This is a genomic window from Arthrobacter sp. 9V (genome assembly GCF_902506065.1).
Lineage (GTDB): Bacteria > Actinomycetota > Actinomycetes > Actinomycetales > Micrococcaceae > Arthrobacter.
Genome location: NZ_LR732912.1, coordinates 2,007,030 through 2,030,844, shown reverse-complemented (window position 1 = coordinate 2,030,844; position 23,815 = coordinate 2,007,030). Strand labels below are relative to the sequence as shown.

Below are 23,815 nucleotides of genomic sequence, written 5' to 3'. Positions count from 1 at the left end.
GGGGGACTGTTGGGCAGCGCCGCCTAACAGATGGAGAAATCATGACTATGGCCGCGAGCACGGACACGCAACCTCCCGGGTCCCACGTGGCGGACACCCACGATCTGATCCGGGTCCAGGGTGCACGTGAAAACAACCTCAAAGACATCAGCATCGAGATCCCGAAGCGCCGGCTCACCGTCTTCACGGGTGTTTCCGGCTCCGGGAAAAGTTCACTGGTCTTCGCCACCATCGCCGCAGAGTCGCAGCGAATGATCAACGAGACCTACAGCGCCTTTGTGCAGGGCTTCATGCCCTCCCTGGCCCGTCCCGACGTCGACGTTCTTGAAGGGTTGACCACTGCGATCATCGTGGACCAGGAACGGATGGGCTCCAACCCGCGCTCAACCGTGGGTACCGCCACCGATGCCAACGCCATGTTGCGGATCCTGTTCAGCCGTCTTGGCCAACCCCACATTGGCTCGCCCAACGCTTACTCTTTCAACGTACCCACGGTCAAAGCCAGTGGTGCCATCACCGTGGAACGCGGCGAAGGCAAAACGAAGACCGAGAAAGCCTCGTTCAATCGCTTGGGCGGCATGTGTTCGCGCTGTGAGGGTATGGGAGCGGTCAATGACTTTGACCTGACGGCCCTTTATGACGACACCAAGTCCCTGAACGAAGGCGCCCTGACCATTCCCGGCTACACCATGGATGGATGGTACGGCCGCATCTTCAGCGGCTCCGGGTTCTTCAACATGGACAAACCAATCGCCAAGTTCACCAAAAAGGAGCTGCACGATCTCCTGTACCGGGAGCCCACCAAAATCAAGGTGGAGGGCATCAACCTCACGTATGAAGGCGTGATTCCCAAGATCCAGAAGTCGATGCTCAGCAAAGATGTTGACGCCCTGCAGCCCCACATCCGTGCCTTCGTGGAGCGGGCCATCACGTTCACCACCTGCCCGGAGTGCGAAGGCACCAGGCTCAGCCCGGAAGCCAGGTCCTCCAAGATCAACGGCAAGAGCATAGCTGACGTATGTACCATGCAGATCAGTGACCTCGCCCACTGGGTGCGCCAACTTGATGAACCTTCCGTGGCGCCTTTGCTTAAGGGTCTCCAACACCTTCTGGACTCTTTCGCCGGTATTGGCCTGGGCTACCTGTCCCTGGACCGGCCTGCCGGCACGCTGTCCGGGGGAGAGGCCCAACGGACCAAGATGATCCGCCATTTGGGTTCATCTCTCACCGACATCACCTACGTCTTCGACGAGCCCACCATTGGCCTGCACCCCCACGACATCGAGCGCATGAATCAGTTGCTGCTGCAGCTTCGGGACAAGGGGAACACGGTGCTGGTGGTGGAACACAAGCCGGAAACCATTGCTATCGCTGACCATGTGATCGACCTCGGACCCGGCGCCGGAACCGGCGGCGGCACAGTGTGTTTCCAAGGTGACCTCGACGGTTTACGGGGGAGTGACACCATCACCGGGCGCCATCTGGACGATCGGGCTTCCATCAAGGACAGCGTGCGTACCGCCACCGGCCACATGGAAATCCGGGACGCCTCAACAAACAACCTCAAGAACGTCGACGTCGATATCCCCCTTGGCGTTCTATGCGTCCTCACTGGCGTGGCCGGCTCCGGCAAGAGTTCACTGATCCACGGATCAGTAGCCCAGCGCGATGGAGTACTGGTCATCGACCAGGGGGCCATCAGGGGCTCGCGGAGAAGCAACCCTGCCACGTACACAGGACTGCTGGAACCCATCCGCAAGGCCTTCGCCAAGGTTAACGGTGTTAAGCCCGCCCTCTTTAGTTCGAACTCGGAAGGCGCATGCCCCACGTGTAATGGCGCGGGCGTCATCTATACGGACCTCGGCGTGATGGCCACCGTGGAATCGCCGTGCGAAGAGTGCGAGGGAAAGCGATTCCAAGCAGCCGTACTGGAGTACCGGCTGGGGGGACGCAATATTGCAGAGGTGCTTGCAATGTCTGTTGATGAGGCCGTGGTCTTTTTCAGCGACGGCGAGGCCCGGACCCCTGCAGCCCACAAAATTCTGGACCGCCTTGCCGATGTGGGGCTCGGTTACCTGACGCTGGGCCAGCCCCTCACCACGTTGTCCGGCGGTGAGCGTCAGCGGCTCAAGTTAGCCACCCAAATGTCTGAGAAGGGTGACATCTATATTCTCGACGAGCCAACCACCGGCTTGCATCTGGCCGATGTCCAGAACCTGCTGGGGATGCTGGACCGCCTGGTTGAGTCCGGAAAGTCCGTGATCGTCATCGAACACCACCAAGCGGTGATGGCGCATGCGGACTGGATCATTGACCTTGGCCCTGGCGCGGGTCACGACGGCGGCAGGATCGTCTTCGCCGGGACGCCGGCTGAGCTGGTCGCAGGAAAGTCGACGCTGACCGGCAAGCATCTGGCCGCTTACGTAGCCTGACGTATTCGCGTGCTGCGGGCCGGCAATGTCACATCGGCCCGCAGTTCCGTCGCCGGGTTCTTCCCCAGCCATAGCCGGTCACTTGGCAGCTGAATTAGCGGTGTCCCACTCAATATGGTGCCTATACACCCAATCGAAATTGTCCTTCGACTTGCCTGCCATTCCGCGGAAAACCATGGGTAGGAGCAGGTCCTCGAAAACCCTCTTGAACTGGCCGCGGACCTTGGGCTCTGCATTTCTGCGCCCCCATTCCACCACGGACTCCGCCCGTATCCTGCGTTCACTCTCGTAGCGCTCCAACGCCGCCGGTATCGACTCCGGCGCCAGGCCTTGCAGCGCGCGACCCAACGTCACGGCGTCTTCGATTGCCATGGAAGCTCCCTGCCCCGACGACGGCGAAGCCGCGTGCGCGGCATCGCCCACCACAACAAGCCTGCCGCGGTGCCAGCGCGGAATGCTGGGGAAGTCCGAGGTGGTGTAAGGCCTGATGATCTCTTCCGTAGCCGCAATGATGGCCTCCATGATCGTGCGGTCACCGGCGACGAGCTTGGTCAGCCAAGCCTTTCGGGCGTCGGCGTCAAACGTGGAGGGGTCTTCCGATGACCGTTGGAGGGGGTTGGCAAACCACCAGATGCTACCGTCGGGATCCTGCATGTAGCAGTAAAAGCAGCGCTTACCGAAGACCATTTTCATCCGGCCGGCTTCGACGTCCACCAGTCCCGGCCGCAGTACTCCTGCCGGGACTATTCCGCCAGTGTTGAGGAGGGGAATATTCCTGGGTGGAGGCGCCGAGGGGTCGATCAGTGTTCTGACCCGTGAATGAAGCCCGTCGGCACCAACCACAAGGTCTCCATCCGCTGTGGTTCCGTCGTGGAAGACGACGTGAACGCCGTCGCGCGCTTCGTTCACCGCAGTCAAGCGCTTGTCGTAGACAATGCGAATGCCCCGCCTGCCCGCTTCATCCCGCAGCGTGCTGTACAGCTCGGACCGGGTCATGGTGCGGGCGGTGGTGCCATCAGGAAGCGTCCCGCCATAGTCGAAATCCACCAGGTGCTTGCCGTTGCTTCCCAGGTACATGGACATCAGGGGACCCAAGTGGTCCGCCGCCGCTTTGAGCCCGAGGGTATGCAAGGCATCAAAGCCGTTTACCGCCACTGTCAGGAAGCCGCCTATGCCATCTGAAGGCACTCCGTAGGCTTCGAATATCAGAGGCCGGTGACCGGCCTTGTGCAGTGCAATGCCGCTTGAAAGCCCGGCAATGCCGCCACCAACCACTATGCAGTTCAACATTTTCCGCCTCCAGATATATTTCGTTCGGTCGAACGAAATATATCTGTCCACGAGCGCACCCGTCAATCCTTTCGGAATCACGAAATACCTTGCTAGCCTCGGTGGATGCAGTCAGACACCGATTCAGATGCACGAAAGGCCCTGCTTGACGAGGTTTTTACCTCCGGCAGGGAACTCTCGACGGCGGCCGTCATGTTCCACACGAAGCTCTCTGAACTGCGCGGGTTGTCCGCCACGGAGGGCAAAGCGATCGACATTTTGCTGCGGTTCGGGCCTATGACGGCTGGGGAATTTTGTCAGCATTCGGGCCTGGCGCCAGCATCAGTCACTGGACTGATGCAGCGCCTGGAAAGTAAGGGAATAGCACGCAGAATCAGGCACGACGAGGATAAGCGGAAGGTCCTGATAGAACTGATCGGCGACCAGGTAACTGCCGCCACGCCATATTTTGTCGACTTCATGAGCGGCCTGACCGAGCTACTCGAGGGCTACACAGACGACGAGCTGCGCATCATCGCCGACTACTCAGCCAAGGCGGCGGAAATCCAGAAGAATGCGGCGGCACGCTTGGGCAGCAGCGTGCCTGAGCAACCCCTCCCGGGAGCTCCAACATAACGCCGATAATCCACATTATGTAAAGTAGAAATGATCCGATTGCAGAATCGGCTGAACTGGACCCGCGAATACCGCCCTCCGCGGCCTCGTCCAGGAACTTCCGCCAACCCTGGTCGCAAACGCCCTGGGCTCAGCCACCAGGTCATCCACAAACACGCTTGCGATGCCGGCGTTCCAATGGCCGGCTACGCTGCGCTAGCCCAAACAGGAGACAGCACCACCTAGATTGGAGAGCGGGCCCGAAACCTAGTAGAGCGGTTTTCCGGATATGACACGCTTTACATCTGCCTGCGCGAGGCCAGTGTAAGTGCCGATCCATGAGTCACCGTAGCCAGCTTCAGCGGCCACCCGAATCGCCTCTGCAAGCTCGTCGGCGGCTCTTCTGGCGGTGGCCGAAGCCTGCGAATATACCTTGGCAGCCTCGCGCACCGGCGCACCGACTTCTGCCGGCGGTTCAATGTATTTTGCTTCAGAGTCACCAACTGCAAAAGACCAATCCATGCTGCCCCATTCCCATCCGCGGTGCGTTCTGATAAGTGCAGTTCCCGCTTATATTCTGCGCAGCTCATCGAATCAACGCTCGCATCCCCCGATTGCTCAGCCATGCGTCCCTGGCCAGCGCAAAAAAGAGGGCGGGCGCTCCTTCAAGGAAGCACCCACCCTCTCGGACGGAGATGTCTAATCAGAGGAGGTGGCACCGCCACGTCGGCGAACCACCGCTACCGATGCGGCACCTGCTGCCAGTACGCCAGGTCCAGCGAGCCCCCAAACAATCAGGTTGGAGCCGGCAGATTCCTTGTCCGATCCCACTGTTGCACCGGCGTCGCTAACGCTGGAGACGGGAACGAATTCGGAAGCATCATTGCCACCCCCTTTACCCTTGCCGTTGTTTCCGCGTCCGTGGTTACCGTTGTTTACGGTTACGCGGGCGGAGCGAATAATTCCTGAATCCACACCGACCGCGGCAATCACGTAATTGCCTGCATCTTCGAACGTGATGCTGGTAAATACGGCACCATTGGCGTCGGCGGTAACGGCGAAGTCGGCTGGAGCACTCCCCTGCGGACCACCCCTCTTCGCAAAGGTTATGTTGACCGTCTCGCCCGGGATGTATCCAACCCCGGAGAAGGTAATGGATTCGCCGCGGTCAATAGTCCCGTCAGAGACAACTCCCTGCTCATTACCAGGTGCCGGGTAGGAGCTGGCTACGGCCGGGCCTACACCTGCGAACACAATTGTTCCTGCGACAATAAGCGCCATGAGGGACTTTTTCATTTGTTTCCCTTGAGATAAATGCGGGTATTCACCTATATCGGTCGCTTCCGCAATGTATGTAACTTGCCCAATGCCAGTCTGCAGATCAAGCGAAACCGTATCATCCAGTCACAGTGCCGACAAGACGATGTCAGATTGTTTACCGCACGTTAACAGCAGACTAATTTGATACTGTCATCTCTTTTTTCACTTTGTTACCCATTTTGTGACAGCCATGAGATGTCTGTGACAATCTTGTCAGTGCCGTTGGGAGTCTGGCCAAAGACCGAGAGGTTAGGGGAAGCTTTCATCGCGCTGCGTAGTCCCTTACGCGAGGACTGCCTGCCAACGTGAAGGCAGTGACACGCCACTCCCCTGCAGCTGATGGAAGACGCATCACTTGGTTCGAACACAGAAAAACAACTGCCCCGCAGAATTACTCTGCGGGGCAGTTGTTTTCTGTGCTGACGGGGACGGCTACTGCGGCTGGGCTCCGGCGATGTTGACGAGCCAGCCGATCCCGAACTTGTCAACGCACATTCCGAAGGTGTCACCCCAAGGAGCCAGCTCCAGCGGCACCGTGACTGTGCCGCCGTCGACGAGCTTGTCCCAGTACCCGCGGAGCTCCGCCTCGTCCGACGATTCACCGCTCAGGGAGACGGAGATATTGTCGCCGGGGTTGTATGCCATGCCATTCGGGGTGTCAGCAGCCATCAGCGCCAGCCCGCCCGGAGTTACCAACATGGCGTGCATGACCTTATTGGCTTCGGCTGGATCTTCACTGGCCTGGTAGTCGCCAAAAGTGCTGATGTTCAGTTCTCCACCGAAGACAGCTTCGTAGAAAGTGATGGCATCCCGGGCATTGTCCCGGAATGAGATGTACGGATTGAGGCGGGTTGTCATTGGTCAGTTCTCCTCATTATTGAGATGGTCACGCATCGCCGTGCGGCAATGCTAATTGCGCCAGCGGGCGCCTGTCCCCCATGGCCGTCAGTCGCCGTCGTAAGCCCTTTGTAGAACATTGATGTCGAGTTTGTTCATCCCCAGCATTGCCTGCATTGCGCGCTGCGCACCGGCAGGATCCGGGCCGCCGAGGAGTCCGGACATTGCCGTGGGAACAATTTGCCACGACAAACCGAACCTGTCCTTCAACCACCCGCAACGACTCTCCTGTCCCCCAACCAACAGCGCCTCCCAGTACTTGTCCACTTCATCCTGGGACTCACAGTTGACCACCAGTGAGACAGCCTCATTGAACTCGACATCCGGCCGTCCGTTGAGACCCATGAACTGCCGTCCCTCGATCTCGAACTCAACGGTCATCGCGCTTCCATCAGGCCCGGGCACTATCTGACCCATGGATGCATTTTCGAAGGTGGAAGTATAGAGCTCTGCGGCTTCAGCCGCTTGACTGTCGAACCATAGACAGGTCGAAATCTTCTGCATGTGCCTCCTCAGGTAACCGGGGAATCTTTGCCCCCCGTCAGAGGCTAATGCCGTGGAATCACCAACACAACGGCCCACCACCAACAGCTTTCGCGCAGGAGCCGGCCCACGGATAGTGTCATGAGTATGTCTTCACCTTCACGACTGTGGATCCCCGCAGCTATTGCCGATCTTTTGTTGATTCTTGTCTTCGCTGCCATCGGACGGGACGCACATGCGCGCGGTGACATCATTGCAGGCGCTTTCGCTACCGCGTGGCCCTTCCTGGCAGGCGCAGCGATAGCCTGGGGCCTCACTCGTGCTTGGCGGGCACCGCTGGCGGTGTGGCCTTCCGGAGTTGGTATATGGATTGGCGCAGTCGCTGTGGGAATGCTGCTGAGAGCGGCCACGGCCCAGACTGTGGTGGTGCCGTTCGTGCTGGTTGCATTGGTCAGCCTCGGTGTTTTCCTGCTCGGATACCGGCTCATCGCGGCGCTGCTGTTGCGGGCATCGCGCAAACGGCAACGCCGGGCGTGATCGAGCCCCGGCGGGTAAGAATGGACTAGGCTGGAAATCGTCCGCAACGAAGCATTTCCGGAAAGGCCCCACGTGATCACCGCTTTCGTCCTGATCAAGACCGATGCCTCACGCATACCGGAGACCGCTGAACAGATATCGGCCATTCAGGGCATCAGCGAGGTATATTCCGTCACCGGCGAGTGGGACCTCATCGCCGTGGCGAGGGTGACCAAACACGACGAACTTGCGGACGTCATCGCGGATCGCCTGTCCAAGGTTGCCTCAGTGGTCCACACCACCACGCACATCGCCTTCCGGGCGTATTCCCAGCACGATCTGGACGCCGCCTTCGCACTCGGCTTCGAGTAAAAGCCGCTGGTCCTCAGCTTTGGCTGAGGGCGGTCCACTTTTCAAGAACTTCGGCGGCCTTGCCGGAGTCAACGGAGTCTGCAGCCCGCACAAAAGCTGACCGCATACGTTCCTCCAGACTCCCTTCGGCTTCAAGATCGATCGACACAAGTCCGGCAGCCGCATTCAGCAAAACCGCGTCGCGGACCGGACCCTTTTTGCCATCGAGGATCTCACGCACTACCTCCGCGTTGGCGGCCGCGTCACCTCCCCGAAGGTCGGCAACCGTAGAAGGAGTGATTCCCAGATCTTTCGGCGAAAAGACCTGCTCCCTGACTGACCCGTTCCTGATCTCCCACACTGTGGAAGGTCCCGTAGGGGTTAACTCATCGAGCCCGTCGTCGCCCCGGAAGACCAGTCCCCGACTGCCTCGGCGAGCCAATACTCCCGCTACCAACGGCGCCATCCGGGCATTCGCCACGCCGACTGCCGAAGCTTGGACACGGGCAGGATTGGTCAAGGGGCCCAGGAAGTTGAAGGCTGTGGGTACAGCCAGCTCACGGCGCGGAACTGCCGTGTGACGGAACGAGGGGTGGAAGACCTGGGCAAAGCAAAAGGTGATTCCGGCCTCTTCGGCGTTCCGGGCCACTTGTTCGATTGACAGATCCAAGCGCACGCCCAAGGCTTCCAGAACGTCGGCCGAGCCCGATGTGGACGAAGCGGCCCTGTTGCCGTGCTTCACCACCTTGGCGCCGGCGCCGGCCGCCACAAGGGCGGCCATGGTGGAGATGTTCACCGTATTCAGGCGGTCTCCTCCGGTTCCCACAATATCCAGCTTCTCGCCGGAGATGTCGATCGGATTGGCATGCTGGACCATGGCCTCGACGAGGCCGGCCAGTTCTTCAACCGTCTCTCCCTTGGCCCGGAGCGCTACCAGGAAACCGGCAATCTGCGCAGGAGTAGCCTCTCCGGACATGATCGTGTTCATGGCCCACTCTGTGTTGCCCACTGCAAGGTCGTCGCCATTGATCAGTGCTGAGATGAGCCCTGGCCAGTTATTGCTGGCTGCAGGTGCCGTTTCCGGAGAAGTCACTCCCTGATGCTATCGAGCCAGCCACGCCGATGACCAATGTGAACACGACCGGGAACTTTTCCGCGCGAATTCGCGTCTTTGTAGAAAAAGTCTCCCGAATCGGTGGTTTGCATTGGGAAGTCTGGACTTTTACAGACATAATGTCCTTGTGACATCTGCGACCCATGCCCCCAGTACCCCGGCGCACCCGACGCTGAACCGCCCCAACCTGGTTTCTGTTGGAACCGTTGTTTGGCTGTCCAGTGAGTTGATGTTCTTCGCCGGCCTCTTTGCCATGTACTTCACCCTGCGCTCCACATCCGGACTGATGTGGGCCGAGGAGACGGCCAAGCTCAACTTCCCGTTTGCGCTCGTCAACACCATCGTCCTTGTGGCAAGTTCGTTTACTTGCCAGATGGGCGTCTTTGCCGCCGAGCGGCTCGAGCCGCGCCGTACCGGTGGGCTCCTCCAGTTCACACGTTGGGGCATGACCGAATGGTTCTCCTTGACGTTTGTCATGGGCGCCTTCTTCGTGGCCGGCCAGACCACGGAATACGCGATGCTCGTCTCAGAGCATGTATCCCTGTCGTCCAACGCTTACGGCTCCGCCTTCTACATGACCACGGGCTTCCACGGCCTGCACGTCATCGGCGGCCTGATCGCGTTCCTGTTCATCATTGGCCGAGCGTTTGCGGCCAAGAAGTTCGGACACTTTGAAGCGACGTCGGCGATCGTCACCTCGTACTACTGGCACTTCGTTGACGTTGTGTGGATCGGCCTCTTCCTGGTCATCTACGTCCTCAAGTAAGCCCGGCTTTGACTCTTTTTCTACAAGAGGCAGAATTTCAAGAAGCGGCTCGCGGAGCCGACGCAGGATCGAAAAAAGGAACCACCACGTGAAGGCACTATCGCAGAAGCGACGTCACCCACTGGCAGCCATTGCGCTGTTGCTGATGGGCCTCCTCCTCACTGGTGGGCTGTACGCCGTTGCCACAACTGTCAACCAGGCCAAGGCCGACACCACAAGCTTCAGCGCAAGTGACGTAGAGCAAGGCGGCAAGCTTTTTGCCGCCAACTGCGCCACCTGCCACGGCATGGGTGCCAGCGGAACCCAGGACGGCCCCTCGCTGGTCGGCGTGGGTGCTGCTGCAGTTGACTTCCAGGTTGGCACCGGCCGCATGCCCATGCAGATGAGCGGCCCGCAGGCCCAGCAGAAGCCCGCCCAGTTCAATGCGGAACAGACCAAGCAACTCGCTGCCTATGTAGCGTCTCTGGGCGCAGGTCCGGCCATTCCCGAGGAGCACCTCCTCGACGGAAAGGGAGACGCAGCCAATGGTGGCGAACTCTTCCGAGTCAACTGTGCAATGTGCCACAATGCCGCAGCTGCCGGTGGTGCTCTGACCCGCGGTAAGTTTGCCCCCGCCTTGGCTGGTGTGAGCGCTGAGCACATTTATGAAGCCATGGTTACCGGCCCGCAGAACATGCCCGTCTTCAACGACTCCAACGTCACCCCTGAGGACAAGCGCGACATCATCACCTTCCTGAAGACCATCGAAGCCAACGGATCACCCGGCGGTGCAGACCTGGGCTCACTTGGCCCGGTATCTGAAGGTCTGTTTGTTTGGGTAGCCGGATTGGGCGTCATCATCGCGTTCACCATTTGGTTGACCTCCCGTACGTCCTAACCCGGACACAATAAAAACTTCTGCTGCACGGTCAGCAGTTTGAAACTGAAAATAACTCGGCCCCGGTCGAGACAACGAGAGAAGGATGAGGCGAATTATGGGCAACCATAGTGACGGCAGTCCGAACCACTCGGGCACCGTAGCTACGGCTGGTCAGAATGAGGTGGAGAAGTTCCAGGATCCTGGGCTCCCTCCGCATCGTTTGCGCCTGGCTGACACGGACCCGGTAGCCGCAAAGCGCGCCGAGCGTCAGGTAGCCATTCTGTTTGGCACCTCAGTGATCGGTACGCTGGTGTTCCTGGTGGCATACTTTGCCATCGACTTGGGCGACGATACCTCGATTGCGACCATCCGCACCCAGAACCTGCTTCTGGGCCTGGGTACAGCGTTTGCAATGCTGGGAATCGGCACCGGTATCGTGCATTGGGCCAAGGCTCTGATGCCCGATCACGAAGTGTCCGAAGAGCGTCACGCTATCCGTACCGAAGAAGATCGCCAGGCTGCTGTCCGCATCGTCGACGACATCGTGGACGAGACCGGCATTAAGCGCCGCCCTTTGATCCGCAACACCCTTCTTGGTGCCGTTGCTCTTGCTCCACTGCCTGCCCTCGCCATCTTTGGCGATCTGGGTCCGCGTCCGGACAAAGCCTTGGCACACACCATGTGGGCACCTGAGGGCGACAAGCTCAAGCGCTTGACCCGCGACCCCGATGGCACTCCCATCAAGGCGTCGGACGTCACCATCGGTTCGGCCTTCCACGTAATCCCCGAAGGACTCAACGAACTCCACGAAGGCAAGCTGAACGAGAAGGCAAAAGCCGTCGTTCTCCTGATGCGCCTGGACCCGGACTCGTTGAACCCCTCCGAGGGCCGCGAAAACTGGAGCTACAACGGCATCGTTGCTTACTCCAAGATCTGCACGCACGTCGGTTGCCCGGTTGCTCTCTACGAGCAGCAGACGCACCACCTCCTGTGCCCCTGCCACCAGTCCACTTTTGACCTCACGCAGGAATGCAAGGTCATCTTCGGACCGGCAAGCCGTCCGCTCCCCCAACTGCCCATCGCAGTTGATGCAGAGGGCTACCTCGTCGCCACCAGCGACTTCAGAGAACCTGTAGGACCGAGTTACTGGGAGCGTGACGAGCATGAGCGCCTCATCAACAGCTGAAGCCCCCTTCGTTCCGAAGACCAAGGTTGGTAGTTTCACCAACTTCGTGGACGAGCGTGTTGGCGGCTCCGGCATCCTGCGCGAGTTCGGCCGGAAGGTCTTCCCCGACCACTGGTCGTTCATGTTCGGTGAGGTGGCGTTGTACTCCTTCGTCATCTTGCTGATGTCGGGGACCTTCCTGACCTTCTTCTTCGATCCGTCCATGGCGGAAACCCACTACCAGGGTTCCTACACGCCGCTGTACAACGTCGAAATGTCCGTTGCCTACAGCTCGTCGCTGAACATCTCCTTCGATGTCCGCGGTGGTCTGTTCATGCGCCAGGTTCACCACTGGGCAGCCCTGTTGTTCGTGGCCTCCCTCGGTGTGCACATGCTGCGCGTCTTCTTCACGGGTGCTTTCCGTAAGCCTCGCGAAATGAACTGGGTTGTGGGCGGCGTGCTGCTCATTCTCGCAATGGCAGCCGGCTTCACCGGTTACTCGCTCCCCGATGACTTGCTGTCCGGCAACGGCCTGCGCATCATCGACGGCGTCATCAAGTCCATCCCGGTTATTGGTACCTACACTTCGTTCTTCCTCTTCGGTGGAGAATTCCCGGGAACGGCCATCATCGGCCGCCTGTACGTTCTGCACATCCTGCTGGTTCCGGCTTTGATCCTCCTGATGATTGTCATCCACCTCTTCATGGTGGTTGTTCACAAGCACACCCAGTACCCCGGTCCGGGACGCAACGACGGCAACGTCGTCGGTTACCCCCTCGGCCCGGTATACGCTGCCAAGGCCGGTGGATTCTTCTTCATCGTCTTCGGCGTCCTGGCGCTCATGGCGGCGGCGTTCACCATCAACCCGATCTGGAACTACGGCCCGTACGACCCCTCCCCGGTTTCGGCAGGCACCCAGCCTGACTGGTACATCGGGTTCGTCGACGGCGCCTTGCGCCTCATGCCGGGTGTCATCAACGACTTCCACTTCGAGTGGGTAATCTTCGGACGCACCCTCACGCTGAACGTCCTGCTCCCTGCGCTTGTTCCGGCTGGCATCATCTTCACGGTGCTGTTCATGTATCCGTGGATTGAACGCTGGGTCACCAAGGACAACCGTGAACACCACGTCCTGGACCGCCCGCGCAACGCCCCCACCCGCACGGCGATCGGTGTTGCAGGCTTCACCTGGTACTGCGTGATGTGGGCAGCGGCTGGTTCCGACCTCATTGCAACGCACTTCCACGTTTCCTTGAATGATGTGACGTACTGGCTGCGGACGCTGTTCTTCATCGGCCCGATCATCGCCTTCGTGGTCACCAAACGAATTGCTTTGGCCCTTCAGCGCAAGGACCGGGAAATTGCACTTCATGGTCGCGAGACTGGCCGCATTGTACGACTCCCCCACGGTGAATTCATCGAGGTCCATGCTCCGCTGGATGAGTACAAGCGTTACAAGCTCGTCGGGTTTGAATCACCCGCACCCCTCCCGGCGCAGCCGAATGAACATGGCGTCGTTACCGGCAAGGAAAAGCGCCGCGCGGCACTTTCCCGCTGGTTCTTCGAAGACCGCGTTGCCCCGGCAACACCGGCGGAACTCAAAGCCGCACACGCCCATGGCCACCATGAGGCCATCACGGCTGGTGAAGACCAGAAGAGCCTGAGCCACTGAGGGTTCAGCACTGAAACATAAGGAAGGGCCCGGTCCATGTGGATCGGGCCCTTCTTTTATGTCTTTTTGATCTCCTGCACGCATTCAGAGCCGTCAGATACCGTCGGCGGCTATTGCGTACGGTAGCCCGTGGAATAGTTCCGTGTGGGTCGGATACCTGGCCGCTGCAACGGAACCCACAGTTTGTACCGGTCAGCCCTGTAGTAGGAGACAGAGTAATCCACCATTGCCCGGGCAACAAAGGCATGCCGTTGAATCTTGAGCAGCGGAGCTCCAACGTCAACGTTGAGCAGCCTGGCCGTGGACGGAGATGCTGCAGTGGCCTCAATCATGTCCTCACCCCACTCCATCACCAGGCCGAAACGTTCGCTCAACACGTTGTAGAGCGAGGTTGGAGGTGCCTCATCCAGCAACCCCGGCACCCGGTGAGCAGGAATGAAGTTCTCGTCCACGCTCATAGGTTCGTTATCGGCAAGCAGCAGACGCCGGAACCGTACCAACGGCGTACCTTCGTCCAGTTGCAGCTCCCTGGCCAGGAATGCGCTGGCGGCTATTTGTTCGAAGCTCAGAACTTTGGCGGCGGGCACCATCCCGCGCCGCTGCATCTCCTCGCTATAGGAGGTCAGTTTCACTTGCAGGTCCAGCTTCGGCTTCCGGACAAAGGTTCCAAGGCCCACAACACGCTCAATGACTTCTTCGCCAACCAAAGCGTCAATAGCCTGCCGGACAGTCATACGGGCCAGTCCAAACCGTTCCGACAAATCACGTTCCGACGGGAGCGCGGACCCTGGCGGGCAGGACTGGGCAATGAACGTCCTCAGGATCTCGCGGAGCTGTACATAAATGGGTGTACCACTGGCCCGGTCGATCTCACCGGCAATTTTTGCTGCCTCAGCCACGGCAGGCGTCCAGCATTTGAGTCATGCTTCTAGGATAAATCAGCCAAGGTGGAGGTCTAGACCACCTTGGCTGAAGGTGGAAGACGCCTTGTCCAGACGGCTACGCTGGTACGGAACATTTTTCAGACGGTCTCCGTCGCGTAATAGAGGAGCTGGGTTGCCGGAGCAGATGTCCTTCGTCGCCGCCGAAATTGGATTGCACGCACGAGCGGCCGCAGTGTTCGTTCGTGCTGTCACTGAGACAGGGCTTCCGGTGACCATCCGCAAGCACGACCGCCCTCCTGTTGACGCCCGTTCGCTGCTGGAAGTCATGACCGAAGATTTTGAACAGGGTTGCGTAGTTTTCTTGGAAGTGGCTCCTGAGGCACTCAGCGAAGACCAAACCTTGTTGGGGGCTCAGAGTGCGCTGCTAGCGCTGTCGGCTGTCCTGGAGGGTGCTGAGGCCCGCTGAGAGCGGCCTACGAGAAACCTTCCGCACCGCGACACCTCACGGACGGTCCAGCGCGTACCAGACCGCGGCACGGTTCTTGCAAAACTCCGACGACGCCCAATTAAAAAGAAGCTGGGCCCCACCAAATGGTGGGGCCCAGCTTTGTGTTCGCGACTAATTAGTGTGCGTGATCGCCGCGGCTGTATTCGAAAACCCAGCCAACAAGGGCTACGAGGGCGAGCCCGCCTGCAACATAGGTCACCCAGAAGCCAATTGCAAGACCGAGGAATCCTCCGGCACAAGCTAGTCCAAGGACCAGCGGCCACCAGCTCCACGGGCTGAAGTGCCCCTGCTCGCCGGCGCCTTCGTGGACCTCTGCATCAGGACGGTCTTCCGGTCGCATGCCGATCCGCTTACCAGTGAATCCGAGGTACGCGCCGATCATGCCTGCAAGGCCACCCACGAGGAGGATGCCCAAGACGCCCACCCATTCGTTCCATTCCGTAAGGAAGCCATAGGCGATTGCTACGGGGACGAAGAAGAAGACTCCTGCTCCGAAGAGCCACGATTCGATTTTCATTTGCTGACGTCCCTTTGGTCGGCGTTACCCAGAACAGCTGCTGCGGGTGACGGGGCCTCGGCGGTGTGAACCTGGGCCAACTCCGGGTGGTGAAGGTCCAGGGCCGGGCGCTCGGAGCGGATACGGGGCAAGGAAGTGAAGTTGTGACGCGGCGGGGGGCAGGACGTTGCCCATTCAAGCGAAGCACCGAAGCCCCACGGGTCATCCACTTCCACCTTCTTGTTGCTGCGCCAGGTGATGTAGACGTTCCAGAAGAACGGCAGGAGCGAAGCACCCAGGACGAAGGAGGAGATGGTGGAGAACTGGTTCATCCACGTGAAGTTATCCTGCGGCATGTAGTCGGCGTAACGACGCGGCATACCCTCTACACCCAACCAGTGCTGAATCAGGAAGGTGCCGTGGAAGCCGAGGAACAGCAGCCAGAAGTGAATCTTGCCAAGGCGCTCGTTGAGCATCTTGCCAGTCCATTTTGGCCACCAGAAGTAGAAGCCTGCGAACATGGCGAACACAACCGTACCGAACACCACGTAGTGGAAGTGCGCCACCACAAAGTAGGAGTCCGAAACATGGAAGTCCAGTGGCGGCGAAGCCAGGATAATGCCGGTGAGACCACCGAAGAGGAACGTGACCAGGAAGCCAATGCTCCAGAGCATGGGCGTCTCAAAGGTAATGGAGCCCTGCCATAGGGTACCGATCCAGTTGAAGAACTTCACGCCTGTCGGCACAGCAATAAGCATGGTCATGAAGGCGAAGAACGGCAGCAGCACAGATCCGGTGACGTACATGTGGTGTGCCCACACAGTTACGGAGAGGGCTGCAATGGCGATCGTCGCGTAGACAAGACCCTTGTACCCGAAGATCGGCTTTCGGCTGAAGACCGGGAAGATCTCGGAAACAATGCCGAAGAACGGCAGGGCGATGATGTACACCTCAGGGTGACCGAAGAACCAGAACAGGTGCTGCCAGAGAACTGCACCACCGTTTTCGGGATCGAAGATGTGGGCACCAAAGCGGCGGTCAGCACCGAGTGCGAACAACGCAGCTGCAAGCGGCGGGAATGCCATCAGGACCAGGATTGCCGTAACCAGCGTGTTCCAGGTGAAGATCGGCATGCGCCACATGGTCATGCCGGGTGCACGCATGCAGATGATGGTGGTGATGAAGTTGACGGCACCAAGGATGGTTCCGAAACCGGACAGTGCCAGACCGAAGACCCACAGGTCACCACCGACGCCGGGGCTGAACGTCGTGTTGGACAACGGCGCATAAGCGAACCAGCCAAAGGATGCAGCACCCTGAGGGGTGATGAAGCCGGACACGGCGATGGTTGAACCGAAGAGGAAGAACCAGAATGCCAAGGCATTCAGACGCGGGAAGGCGACATCGGGGGCACCGATCTGCAGCGGCATGATGACGTTGGCGAAGCCCGCAAACAGCGGCGTCGCAAACATCAACAGCATCACAGTGCCGTGCATGGTAAACATCTGGTTGTACTGCTCTTTGGTCTGCAGGATCTGCATGCCGGGTTCGAACAGTTCAGCGCGGATCAACAGCGCCATGACTCCACCGAGGCAGAAGAACACGAAGGACGCGATCAGGTACATGTACCCGATGGTCTTGTGGTCGGTGGAGGTGATCCAATTGACGACGATGCGCCCCTTGGATTTAGGAACTACCGGAGCTTCGAGGATCCCCGGTGCGGATTGAGTGTACGTAGCCACGTCGCTTCCCTTACTTGGATTCGTTCAGGTTCGGGTTGCGGTCATATTCCGCACCGAGGAGGCCCGTGTTGCCTTCCTGGCGAAGCTTGTCCATATGGGCCTGGAATTCAGACTCGGAGACAACCTTGACGCGGAAAAGCATTTCGGAGTGGTATTCGCCGCAGAGTTCGGCACACTTGCCATCGAAGGTGCCCTCCTTGGTGGGGGTGAACCTGATGTAGTTCGTCTTGCCCGGGATCATGTCGCGCTTCTGAAGGAAGGCGGGTACCCAGAATGAGTGGATGACGTCGCGGGAGTTCAGCTCCAGGTCCACTGACTTGCCTACGGGCAAGTACAGGGTGGGGAGCAGTTCCTTGTCGACTTCGTTGCCGGTCAAGTGAGCTTGGACGCCGGCCTCGTGGAGGTCTTCGTTGATGACCTCGCCCTGCTTGTAGTTGAAGTCCCAGGCCCACTGCTTGCCACGGACGTCAACAACGACGTCGGCAGGCTGGGAGCGGTCATCAATCGCACGCTGGTCCTGATCGGTGAAGTAGAAGAACACCAGCACCATGAACAGCGGGATGGTCAAGTAGAAGACCTCGAGCGGCAGGTTGTAGCTGAGCTGCTTGGGGAAACCCGTGGTGCCCTTGCGGCGACGATAAGCGATGATGCACCAGACCAGGAGGCCCCACGTGATAATACCGACTGCCAAGGCGGCGATCCATGAGTTGACCCAGAGGTCCATGATCCGGTCAGTGTGGTTGGTCGTGCCGCGCTCTGTAGGCAGCCAACCCTTCTCTACCTCTGGTGAACATCCGGTCAAAACCAACGCGCCGGCTAGTGCCAAGCCAGTGATCGATGTGATCTTTATGCGTCGGCTGCCGGTTCGGTTCTGCGAACTCACAGACGGCCCTTCCTCTTGTTGCTGTCTCCCGGCAGGCCGAAGGCTCACCGGGCACACTAAAAGTTTTACTACCCGATGTAGAGCTTACCGCTATCACGCGGTTTTCGCGCACATGTCAGCGCCGTGGCTCCGAACGATGTGAAACTCGCTCGAAGAGGCGCCGACATGCGGCGATGGCTCACATCAGTGGAACGAATCGCCGCAGGCGCAAGACCCGCCGGCGTTCGGGTTATCGATGGTGAAGCCTTGCTTCGAAATGGTGTCTTCGAAGTCAATGCTTGCACCGCTGAGGTAAGGAACACTCATCTTGTCCACTACGACCTCAACGCCGTCGTAGTCGCGCACAGCATCTCCGTCGAGCAGGCGCTCATCGAAGTAAAGCTGGTAGATCAGGCCCGAGCATCCTCCAGGCTGGACTGCAACGCGCAGCCGAAGGTCTGTGCGCCCTTCCTGCTCGAGGAGGCTGCGGACCTTGCCCGCGGCGACGTCGGTCAGATTGACCTCGTGCGTGGCCAGTTCGTCGTCGTTGGTGACGAGCTGTGCTCCGGTGCTGTTTTCGTTGGTTGCAGTGCTCATTGGCCTACCTTCTTATGAAGCTCTTGGCGGCGGCGCCGGAGCGCTGCCCGCCCTTACCCAATTACGTACGGGTTATAGCTAATGCTACGTCGCGCAGGCGCTTAGCTATAACTCCTGACGTAACCACGTACAGCATTTGGTTGTTCCCGGCGCGACGGAAGAGCTTACTCAGCCAAGCCTTCGGTGTTGAGCCGCGCCAGCATCAGGGCCTCTGCCAACACGGCATGCCGGAAGTCCCCGATATGAAGGGATTCGTTGGCGCTGTGCGCGCGGGAATCGGGGTCCTCCACGCCGGTGACCAGAATTTGGACTTCCGGATACATCTCCAGGAGATCGGCAATGAAGGGAATGGAGCCTCCGATTCCCATTTCCACCGGCTTGACGCCCCACGACTCCCCCAGCGCCCATAGGGCCACCCGCGCTGCAGCGGAGGTTGTATCAGTGGAAAAAGCATTTCCCCTCTCCCCCGGGGTGAATGTCACCTTCGCACCGAATGGTGCACGGGCTTCAACGTGCTGCTTCAGTGCTGCCATCGCGGCTTCAGGGTCCTGGCCGGGGGCCAAACGCATGCTGAACTTTGCACGCGCTGCAGGTATGAGGGTGTTGGACGCAACGTCTACTGCGGGGACATCCATTCCGATGATGGACAATGCCGGCTTGGTCCACAGACGCGAGGCGATGGTGCCGCTACCAGCCAGCTTCACGCCGTCGAGCACTGATGCATCGGCGCGGTAGTCGGCTTCGGCGAGATCCACGGCAACCTCGTCCCGTCCAACGAGGCCGGCCACTGCCACGTTGCCGGCGTCGTCGTGAAGTGTGGCAATGAGCCGGGACAAAAGAGTAGGGGCATCGAGCACGGGACCGCCGAACATGCCGGAATGTACTGCATGCTCCAGGACACGGACTTCGAAGGTTCCATCCACCAGTCCGCGAAGGCTGGTGGTGAGGGCCGGGACGCCCACCTTCCAGTTACTGGAGTCGGCAACAACGATCACGTCCGCCCGGAGAAGTTCCTGGTGCTCTTCAAGGAAGGTCCGGAAAGTGGGCGAGCCCGCTTCTTCCTCGCCTTCGAAAAAGAACGTCACGCCTAGCCCGAAGTCCTCCCCGAGGACTTTGGTTACTGCGCTGTAGGCCGCAAGGTGCGCCATGATCCCTGCTTTGTCATCGGCAGCACCGCGGCCGTACAACCGGCCGTTGCGTTCTTCGGCGATGAACGGCTCGGAGTTCCAAAGGCTCCGGTCTCCTGGCGGCTGGACGTCATGGTGCGCGTAGAGAAGGATGGTCGGCTTGCCTTCCGCGGCAGCCCGGCGCGCGACGACGGCAGGACCACCGGGCGTACCGTCTGCCTTGTTGCAGCGAAGGACCCGGACGTCCTCCATACCGGCGTCCTTAACCAAGGAGGCAACAGCGTCGGCGCTGCGATCCAGTTCCGCCGGATCGAAGCTTGCCCAGGCAATACCGGGAATGGCCACCAAATCTTCCAGTGACGCGAGTGTGGCATCAAAGGATTCGTTGACCGCCGTGGTCAGCGCCTCGACGGGAGTAGAGCCGGAGTGCGCTTGCTTGTTCTGCGGGATCTCCGCATGTGCTGAAGTCATGGCCACACTTTACCGCCGGGGATTCTTCCTCCTTAGCAGGCACCACCGGAACCGCAGGGCTGCACGCACCTCAAAAGGACGCCAGCGGGCGGACACGTAACGTGCACCACCTTCTTCAGGGGTATTCTGTATGGGTGTTCGGACGCAAAAAGGAAGAGCCCAGCGCTCAATCAGTAGTAGATCAGGCCTACGCCACCGCACCGGAGTCCGGTGCCGGTAAGGGCGCCCCAACGCCTAAGCGGAGGGACCAGGAAGCGGCCCGCAAGCGCCCGCTGGTTCCCACCGACCGTAAAGCCTCCAAGGCAGCGGAAAGGGTAGCCATCCAAGACCAGCGGCAGAAGATGCGGCAAGCCCTGGATACGGGCGATGAGAAGTTCCTGCCTCTCCGGGACAAGGGCCCCCAAAAGCGATACACGCGTGACTACGTTGACGCACGGTTCAGCCTTGGCGAGTACCTCATGTTCGGAGCATTGCTGTTCGTGGTGATCTCGCTGATCATTCCGCCCACCAGCGCCGGCATCAGTTACGTCCTTATTGGCTTCTGGATCATGTTCCTCGCCGTGTTCGTTGACGTCTTCATCCTCTCGCGCAAACTTCGGAAGCGCCTTACGGAGAAGTTCGGCGAGGTGGAACGCGGCTCAATTTGGTACGGCTGCATGCGAGCCCTCCAGTTCCGCAAGCTCCGCCTTCCCAAACCCCAGGTAAAGCGCGGACAGTACCCCGCCTAGGCGTCAGGCACCTCGAAGCAAACCTGGAAAGACCCCGGACCAATGGTCCGGGGTCTTTCCTGTTCCACGGTGCTTGGGAAACAGGCTCTTACGGATCCTGACAGCCTTAGCGGGCTGCCCGCCGACGAAGTTTCACAAGACCCTTGTTGATCCGCGAAGCCCAGAAGGGACCCTCGTAGAGGAAAGCGGTATAGCCCTGCACCAAGGTGGCCCCGGCATCCAGACGGTCCTGGACATCCTGCGCAGTGGCAACGCCACCCACCGCAATAAGGACGAGCTGGTCCCCTACCGAGCCCTTAAGCCTGCGCAAGACTTCCAGGGACCGCTGCTTGAGGGGTGCACCGGACAAGCCGCCGGCCCCCAGGGACTCCACTTTTGTAATGTCCGAGACGAGCCCGTCACGGGAGATTGTGGTGTTGGTGGCAATGATGCCGTCTAGTTTCAGGTCCAGCGCAAGCCGTGCCACGTCGTCGATATCTTCATCGGAGAGATCGGGCGCGATCTTGACCAGAAGGGGAACATGCCGCCCGGCAGCGTCGTCAGCAGCATCGCCAACTGCCCGCAGGAGGGGGCGAAGGGTTTCCACATTCTGCAGCAAGCGCAGCCCCGGGGTATTGGGAGAGCTGACATTGACCACCAAGTAGTCCGCAGCCGGCGCCAGGCTACGGGCACTCACCAAGTAATCCTCAGTGGCGTCGTCGAGCTCCACCACCTTGGTTTTGCCGATGTTGACCCCAATCACCGGGCGCACGTCCGGGTAGAGCCGCTGCAAGGCAGCCCGGGCTGACTTGAGTCTTGGCGCAACTGCTGAGGCGCCGTCGTTGTTGAATCCCATGCGGTTGATGACCGCTTTGTCCTCAATCAAACGGAAAAGACGCGGCTTTCCATTGCCTGGTTGCGCCTGGCCGGTAATGGTTCCCACCTCCACATGACCGAAGCCGAGCTCGGACAGGGCCTCGATGCCGTGGCCCTCCTTGTCGAAGCCCGCCGCCAAGCCGAACGGCGAGGGAAAGGTGAGCCCCAGCGCCTCCGTGCGCAGGGAAGCATCGGGTGCCGTCATCCTGGCGAGGATTCTCCCGGCGCCGGAACGGTGGGCCGCCCGGATTCCTTGGAAGCCGATCTTGTGGGCCTTCTCGGCGTCCATCCAGGAGAAGGCCAGCTTAAAGAATGTGGGGTAAACACGCATGGTCCTAGTTTTCCCGCTTAGCCACCACTGACCAAACCCGTGACCTGCCCTGCCGCTAGCATGTAGGCATGCCGCTGGAAAATCGTGACGCACATCATGGGAATCACAAAGTCACTGCCGACATCGTGGTGGTCGGCGCCGGCTTATCCGGACTGGTTGCCGCAGCCACAGCGTATGCCTCCGGTAAAACGGTGGCTGTCCTGGACCAGGAGCCGGGGGCATCTGTTGGCGGTCAGGCGCACTGGTCATTCGGCGGTCTGTTCATGGTCAACACACCGGAACAGCGGCGATTGGGGGTGAAGGACAACGCCGAACTTGCCTTGACCGATTGGCTTGCTTCGGCAGCGTTTGATCGTTCCAGGGACCATCATGCCCGGGAGTGGGCGGAGGCCTATGTCAACTTTGCCGCCGGCGAGAAGCGGGCATGGCTGCGGAGTCTGGGCGTCGGCATCTTTCCTTTGGTGCAATGGGCTGAACGTGGCGGATATGGGCCGCAGGGCCACGGCAATACCGTGCCCCGATTCCACGTCACATGGGGAACCGGTCCGGCTCTGGTTGAACCATTCCTCGCCAAGGTGCGAGAAGGCATCGGTGCCGGCAGGGTCAGCCTCCACTTCAGGCACCGGGCATTGGGCTTGACCACCGCGGCGGGCAGGATCACAGGTGTTTCCGGCGACGTACTGGAAACTTCGACGGCGGCGAGGGGCCAGGCGTCCGGGCGCGCCGCCGTCGGGAGTTTTGAGGCGACCGCAGATGCAGTGGTGGTGACCACCGGCGGCATCGGCGGAAACCACGCGGCAGTGCGCGGACAATGGCCCGGGCACTCGGCACCCGACTATATGCTCAGTGGAGTACCGGCCTCCGTTGATGGCGAATTCCTGTCCGCGGCTGAGTCTGCCGGCGCTTCCCTGATCAACGGCGACCGGATGTGGCACTATCCCGAAGGAATCCACAATTATGATCCGGTGTGGCCCAAGCATGGGATCCGGATACTGCCCGGCCCTTCCTCACTGTGGCTGGACGCAGAAGGCTGTCAGCTACCTGCGCCGCTCTTCCCGGGCTTTGACTCGCTGGGAGCACTTCGGCACATTGTGGGGACGGGGCATGGATACTCGTGGTTTGTCCTCAACCGCACCATTGCCCTGAAGGAACTGGCGCTCTCCGGGTCCGAGCAGAACCCGGATCTGACCGATAAGGATGTGCGGCTGCTTGCTTCACGGCTCCGGCCCGCAGCGGATGCGCCTATCCAGCGTTTCATGGATAAGGGTATTGACTTCCTTCAGGCATCGACGCCGGCAGGTCTCGCAACGAAAATGAACCAGCTCGCCGGAACCTCCTTGATAGACGCCGCCAGTCTGGATGCAGTGATCCGGGCACGTGACAATCAGGTAAACAGTGGCTTGGGCAAGGACCTCCAACTGGCGGCCATCAGGTCGGCACGACGATTCGCAACCGACAAGCTCATGCGGGTTGCTCCCCCACACCGGTTGACGGACCCTGAACACGGACCCCTGATGGCCATCCGCCTGTCGGTATTGACGCGGAAAAGCTTGGGCGGAATCACTACGGATCTGAACTCAAGGGTGCTGGACGTCGATGGTGTGGCCATCCCGGGCCTCTATGCTGCCGGTGAAGCGGCCGGATTCGGAGGCGGGGGTATCCACGGTTACCGGGCGCTGGAAGGAACATTCCTGGGAGGATGCCTGTTTACCGGCAGGGCGGCGGGCCGCCATGCCGCTGCCAGTGTCTAAGCTG

The 23,815-nt window shown here is 60.0% G+C and carries 24 protein-coding genes; 11 read left to right on the top strand and 13 right to left on the bottom strand.

Annotation, left to right across the window (positions count from 1 at the left end):
* The first annotated feature begins 41 nt into the window (after positions 1 to 41).
* On the top strand, positions 42 to 2,432 hold the full coding sequence (locus BACI9J_RS09570; RefSeq protein ID WP_201296549.1) for an ATP-binding cassette domain-containing protein: 2,391 nt from the start codon (positions 42 to 44) through the stop codon (positions 2,430 to 2,432).
* A 78-nt stretch (positions 2,433 to 2,510) separates the two neighbouring features.
* Here BACI9J_RS09570 and BACI9J_RS09565 read toward each other — a convergent pair whose 3' ends face one another.
* Entirely contained in the window at positions 2,511 to 3,722 is a 1,212-nt protein-coding gene (locus BACI9J_RS09565) for an FAD-dependent oxidoreductase (protein WP_159734164.1), read from the bottom strand.
* 105 nt (positions 3,723 to 3,827) lie between these two features.
* Here BACI9J_RS09565 and BACI9J_RS09560 point away from each other — a divergent pair, with 105 nt between their 5' ends.
* Positions 3,828 to 4,337 carry a MarR family winged helix-turn-helix transcriptional regulator gene (locus tag BACI9J_RS09560; RefSeq protein WP_159734163.1) on the top strand — a complete coding sequence of 170 codons (510 nt, stop codon included), beginning with the start codon at positions 3,828 to 3,830 and terminating at the stop codon, positions 4,335 to 4,337.
* Positions 4,338 to 4,583: 246 nt separating this feature from the next.
* Here BACI9J_RS09560 and BACI9J_RS09555 read toward each other — a convergent pair whose 3' ends face one another.
* The 4 genes from BACI9J_RS09555 to BACI9J_RS09540 form a co-directional block, all read right to left on the bottom strand.
* Entirely contained in the window at positions 4,584 to 4,838 is a 255-nt protein-coding gene (locus BACI9J_RS09555; RefSeq protein ID WP_159734162.1) for a hypothetical protein, read from the bottom strand.
* A 177-nt stretch (positions 4,839 to 5,015) separates the two neighbouring features.
* Positions 5,016 to 5,612 carry a hypothetical protein gene (locus BACI9J_RS09550; protein WP_159734161.1) on the bottom strand — a complete coding sequence of 199 codons (597 nt, stop codon included), beginning with the start codon at positions 5,610 to 5,612 and terminating at the stop codon, positions 5,016 to 5,018.
* A gap of 456 nt (positions 5,613 to 6,068) precedes the next feature.
* On the bottom strand, positions 6,069 to 6,494 hold the full coding sequence (locus tag BACI9J_RS09545) for a VOC family protein (RefSeq protein ID WP_159734160.1): 426 nt from the start codon (positions 6,492 to 6,494) through the stop codon (positions 6,069 to 6,071).
* Between the two features lie 87 nt (positions 6,495 to 6,581).
* Positions 6,582 to 7,037, bottom strand: coding sequence for a VOC family protein (locus tag BACI9J_RS09540; protein WP_159734159.1), 456 nt, complete (start codon positions 7,035 to 7,037; stop codon positions 6,582 to 6,584).
* Positions 7,038 to 7,163: 126 nt separating this feature from the next.
* Here BACI9J_RS09540 and BACI9J_RS09535 point away from each other — a divergent pair, with 126 nt between their 5' ends.
* Together BACI9J_RS09535 and BACI9J_RS09530 are read left to right on the top strand one after the other, a co-directional pair.
* The gene (locus BACI9J_RS09535) at positions 7,164 to 7,553 is read left to right on the top strand and encodes a DUF3054 domain-containing protein (RefSeq protein ID WP_159736415.1); all 390 of its coding nucleotides are present in this window, start codon (positions 7,164 to 7,166) and stop codon (positions 7,551 to 7,553) included.
* A 72-nt stretch (positions 7,554 to 7,625) separates the two neighbouring features.
* Positions 7,626 to 7,904, top strand: a complete 279-nt coding sequence (locus BACI9J_RS09530; protein WP_017197606.1) for an Lrp/AsnC family transcriptional regulator — start codon at positions 7,626 to 7,628, stop codon at positions 7,902 to 7,904.
* A gap of 13 nt (positions 7,905 to 7,917) precedes the next feature.
* Here BACI9J_RS09530 and trpD read toward each other — a convergent pair whose 3' ends face one another.
* Positions 7,918 to 8,976 (bottom strand): anthranilate phosphoribosyltransferase, encoded by a 1,059-nt coding sequence (gene trpD, locus BACI9J_RS09525; protein ID WP_159734158.1) that lies wholly within the window; start codon positions 8,974 to 8,976, stop codon positions 7,918 to 7,920.
* A 148-nt stretch (positions 8,977 to 9,124) separates the two neighbouring features.
* On the opposite strand from trpD, the gene ctaE reads away from it, so the two are divergent.
* The 4 genes from ctaE (at position 9,125) to qcrB (ending at position 13,459) form a co-directional block, all read left to right on the top strand.
* Positions 9,125 to 9,763 carry an aa3-type cytochrome oxidase subunit III gene (gene ctaE, locus BACI9J_RS09520; protein WP_159734157.1) on the top strand — a complete coding sequence of 213 codons (639 nt, stop codon included), beginning with the start codon at positions 9,125 to 9,127 and terminating at the stop codon, positions 9,761 to 9,763.
* Between the two features lie 88 nt (positions 9,764 to 9,851).
* Positions 9,852 to 10,640 (top strand): cytochrome bc1 complex diheme cytochrome c subunit, encoded by a 789-nt coding sequence (gene qcrC / locus BACI9J_RS09515; RefSeq protein ID WP_159734156.1) that lies wholly within the window; start codon positions 9,852 to 9,854, stop codon positions 10,638 to 10,640.
* Between the two features lie 97 nt (positions 10,641 to 10,737).
* Complete coding sequence (gene qcrA / locus BACI9J_RS09510) at positions 10,738 to 11,808, top strand: cytochrome bc1 complex Rieske iron-sulfur subunit (RefSeq protein ID WP_159734155.1); 1,071 nt, start codon at positions 10,738 to 10,740, stop codon at positions 11,806 to 11,808.
* Positions 11,786 to 13,459, top strand: a complete 1,674-nt coding sequence (gene qcrB, locus BACI9J_RS09505; RefSeq protein WP_159734154.1) for a cytochrome bc1 complex cytochrome b subunit — start codon at positions 11,786 to 11,788, stop codon at positions 13,457 to 13,459. Before qcrA ends, qcrB begins: the two co-directional genes overlap by 23 nt.
* 110 nt (positions 13,460 to 13,569) lie before the next feature.
* Here qcrB and BACI9J_RS09500 read toward each other — a convergent pair whose 3' ends face one another.
* Complete coding sequence (locus BACI9J_RS09500) at positions 13,570 to 14,358, bottom strand: GntR family transcriptional regulator (protein WP_159734153.1); 789 nt, start codon at positions 14,356 to 14,358, stop codon at positions 13,570 to 13,572.
* A 157-nt stretch (positions 14,359 to 14,515) separates the two neighbouring features.
* Here BACI9J_RS09500 and BACI9J_RS09495 point away from each other — a divergent pair, with 157 nt between their 5' ends.
* Positions 14,516 to 14,809, top strand: coding sequence for an HPr family phosphocarrier protein (locus tag BACI9J_RS09495; RefSeq protein WP_201296547.1), 294 nt, complete (start codon positions 14,516 to 14,518; stop codon positions 14,807 to 14,809).
* Between the two features lie 157 nt (positions 14,810 to 14,966).
* Here the strand turns inward: BACI9J_RS09495 and BACI9J_RS09490 are convergent, their stop codons facing one another.
* The 5 genes from BACI9J_RS09490 to BACI9J_RS09470 all read right to left on the bottom strand — a co-directional run bounded on the left by BACI9J_RS09490 (position 14,967) and on the right by BACI9J_RS09470 (position 20,146).
* Entirely contained in the window at positions 14,967 to 15,368 is a 402-nt protein-coding gene (locus tag BACI9J_RS09490) for a cytochrome c oxidase subunit 4 (RefSeq protein WP_159734151.1), read from the bottom strand.
* Positions 15,365 to 17,089, bottom strand: a complete 1,725-nt coding sequence (gene ctaD / locus BACI9J_RS09485) for an aa3-type cytochrome oxidase subunit I (RefSeq protein ID WP_159734150.1) — start codon at positions 17,087 to 17,089, stop codon at positions 15,365 to 15,367. Before ctaD ends, BACI9J_RS09490 begins: the two co-directional genes overlap by 4 nt.
* A 10-nt stretch (positions 17,090 to 17,099) precedes the next feature.
* On the bottom strand, positions 17,100 to 17,972 hold the full coding sequence (ctaC, locus tag BACI9J_RS09480; protein WP_062069602.1) for an aa3-type cytochrome oxidase subunit II: 873 nt from the start codon (positions 17,970 to 17,972) through the stop codon (positions 17,100 to 17,102).
* 183 nt (positions 17,973 to 18,155) lie between these two features.
* Positions 18,156 to 18,548, bottom strand: coding sequence for a HesB/IscA family protein (locus BACI9J_RS09475; RefSeq protein WP_011774901.1), 393 nt, complete (start codon positions 18,546 to 18,548; stop codon positions 18,156 to 18,158).
* Positions 18,549 to 18,712: 164 nt separating this feature from the next.
* Positions 18,713 to 20,146: a dipeptidase gene (locus BACI9J_RS09470; protein WP_159734149.1), complete on the bottom strand. Its 1,434-nt coding sequence runs from the start codon at positions 20,144 to 20,146 to the stop codon at positions 18,713 to 18,715.
* Positions 20,147 to 20,280: 134 nt separating this feature from the next.
* On the opposite strand from BACI9J_RS09470, the gene BACI9J_RS09465 reads away from it, so the two are divergent.
* A complete protein-coding gene (locus tag BACI9J_RS09465; protein WP_159734148.1) occupies positions 20,281 to 20,874 on the top strand; it encodes a DUF3043 domain-containing protein in 594 nt (197 codons plus the stop codon).
* A gap of 106 nt (positions 20,875 to 20,980) precedes the next feature.
* Here BACI9J_RS09465 and BACI9J_RS09460 read toward each other — a convergent pair whose 3' ends face one another.
* Positions 20,981 to 22,060 (bottom strand): quinone-dependent dihydroorotate dehydrogenase, encoded by a 1,080-nt coding sequence (locus BACI9J_RS09460; RefSeq protein WP_159734147.1) that lies wholly within the window; start codon positions 22,058 to 22,060, stop codon positions 20,981 to 20,983.
* 68 nt (positions 22,061 to 22,128) lie between these two features.
* On the opposite strand from BACI9J_RS09460, the gene BACI9J_RS09455 reads away from it, so the two are divergent.
* Positions 22,129 to 23,811, top strand: coding sequence for an FAD-binding dehydrogenase (locus BACI9J_RS09455; RefSeq protein WP_159734146.1), 1,683 nt, complete (start codon positions 22,129 to 22,131; stop codon positions 23,809 to 23,811).
* Positions 23,812 to 23,815: the final 4 nt, after the last annotated feature.

What these genes read in the sequence shown, in the direction of transcription:
- BACI9J_RS09570 (WP_201296549.1), top strand. Translation starts at nt 42, where the DNA reads ATGACTATGGCCGCGAGCACGGACACGCAACCTCCCGGGTCCCACGTG.
- BACI9J_RS09565 (WP_159734164.1), bottom strand. Translation starts at nt 3,722, where the DNA reads ATGTTGAACTGCATAGTGGTTGGTGGCGGCATTGCCGGGCTTTCAAGC.
- BACI9J_RS09560 (WP_159734163.1), top strand. Translation starts at nt 3,828, where the DNA reads ATGCAGTCAGACACCGATTCAGATGCACGAAAGGCCCTGCTTGACGAG.
- BACI9J_RS09555 (WP_159734162.1), bottom strand. Translation starts at nt 4,838, where the DNA reads ATGGATTGGTCTTTTGCAGTTGGTGACTCTGAAGCAAAATACATTGAA.
- BACI9J_RS09550 (WP_159734161.1), bottom strand. Translation starts at nt 5,612, where the DNA reads ATGAAAAAGTCCCTCATGGCGCTTATTGTCGCAGGAACAATTGTGTTC.
- BACI9J_RS09545 (WP_159734160.1), bottom strand. Translation starts at nt 6,494, where the DNA reads ATGACAACCCGCCTCAATCCGTACATCTCATTCCGGGACAATGCCCGG.
- BACI9J_RS09540 (WP_159734159.1), bottom strand. Translation starts at nt 7,037, where the DNA reads ATGCAGAAGATTTCGACCTGTCTATGGTTCGACAGTCAAGCGGCTGAA.
- BACI9J_RS09535 (WP_159736415.1), top strand. Translation starts at nt 7,164, where the DNA reads ATGTCTTCACCTTCACGACTGTGGATCCCCGCAGCTATTGCCGATCTT.
- qcrA (WP_159734155.1), top strand. Translation starts at nt 10,738, where the DNA reads ATGGGCAACCATAGTGACGGCAGTCCGAACCACTCGGGCACCGTAGCT.
- qcrB (WP_159734154.1), top strand. Translation starts at nt 11,786, where the DNA reads ATGAGCGCCTCATCAACAGCTGAAGCCCCCTTCGTTCCGAAGACCAAG.
- BACI9J_RS09490 (WP_159734151.1), bottom strand. Translation starts at nt 15,368, where the DNA reads ATGAAAATCGAATCGTGGCTCTTCGGAGCAGGAGTCTTCTTCTTCGTC.
- BACI9J_RS09475 (WP_011774901.1), bottom strand. Translation starts at nt 18,548, where the DNA reads ATGAGCACTGCAACCAACGAAAACAGCACCGGAGCACAGCTCGTCACC.
- BACI9J_RS09470 (WP_159734149.1), bottom strand. Translation starts at nt 20,146, where the DNA reads ATGACTTCAGCACATGCGGAGATCCCGCAGAACAAGCAAGCGCACTCC.
- BACI9J_RS09460 (WP_159734147.1), bottom strand. Translation starts at nt 22,060, where the DNA reads ATGCGTGTTTACCCCACATTCTTTAAGCTGGCCTTCTCCTGGATGGAC.
- BACI9J_RS09455 (WP_159734146.1), top strand. Translation starts at nt 22,129, where the DNA reads ATGCCGCTGGAAAATCGTGACGCACATCATGGGAATCACAAAGTCACT.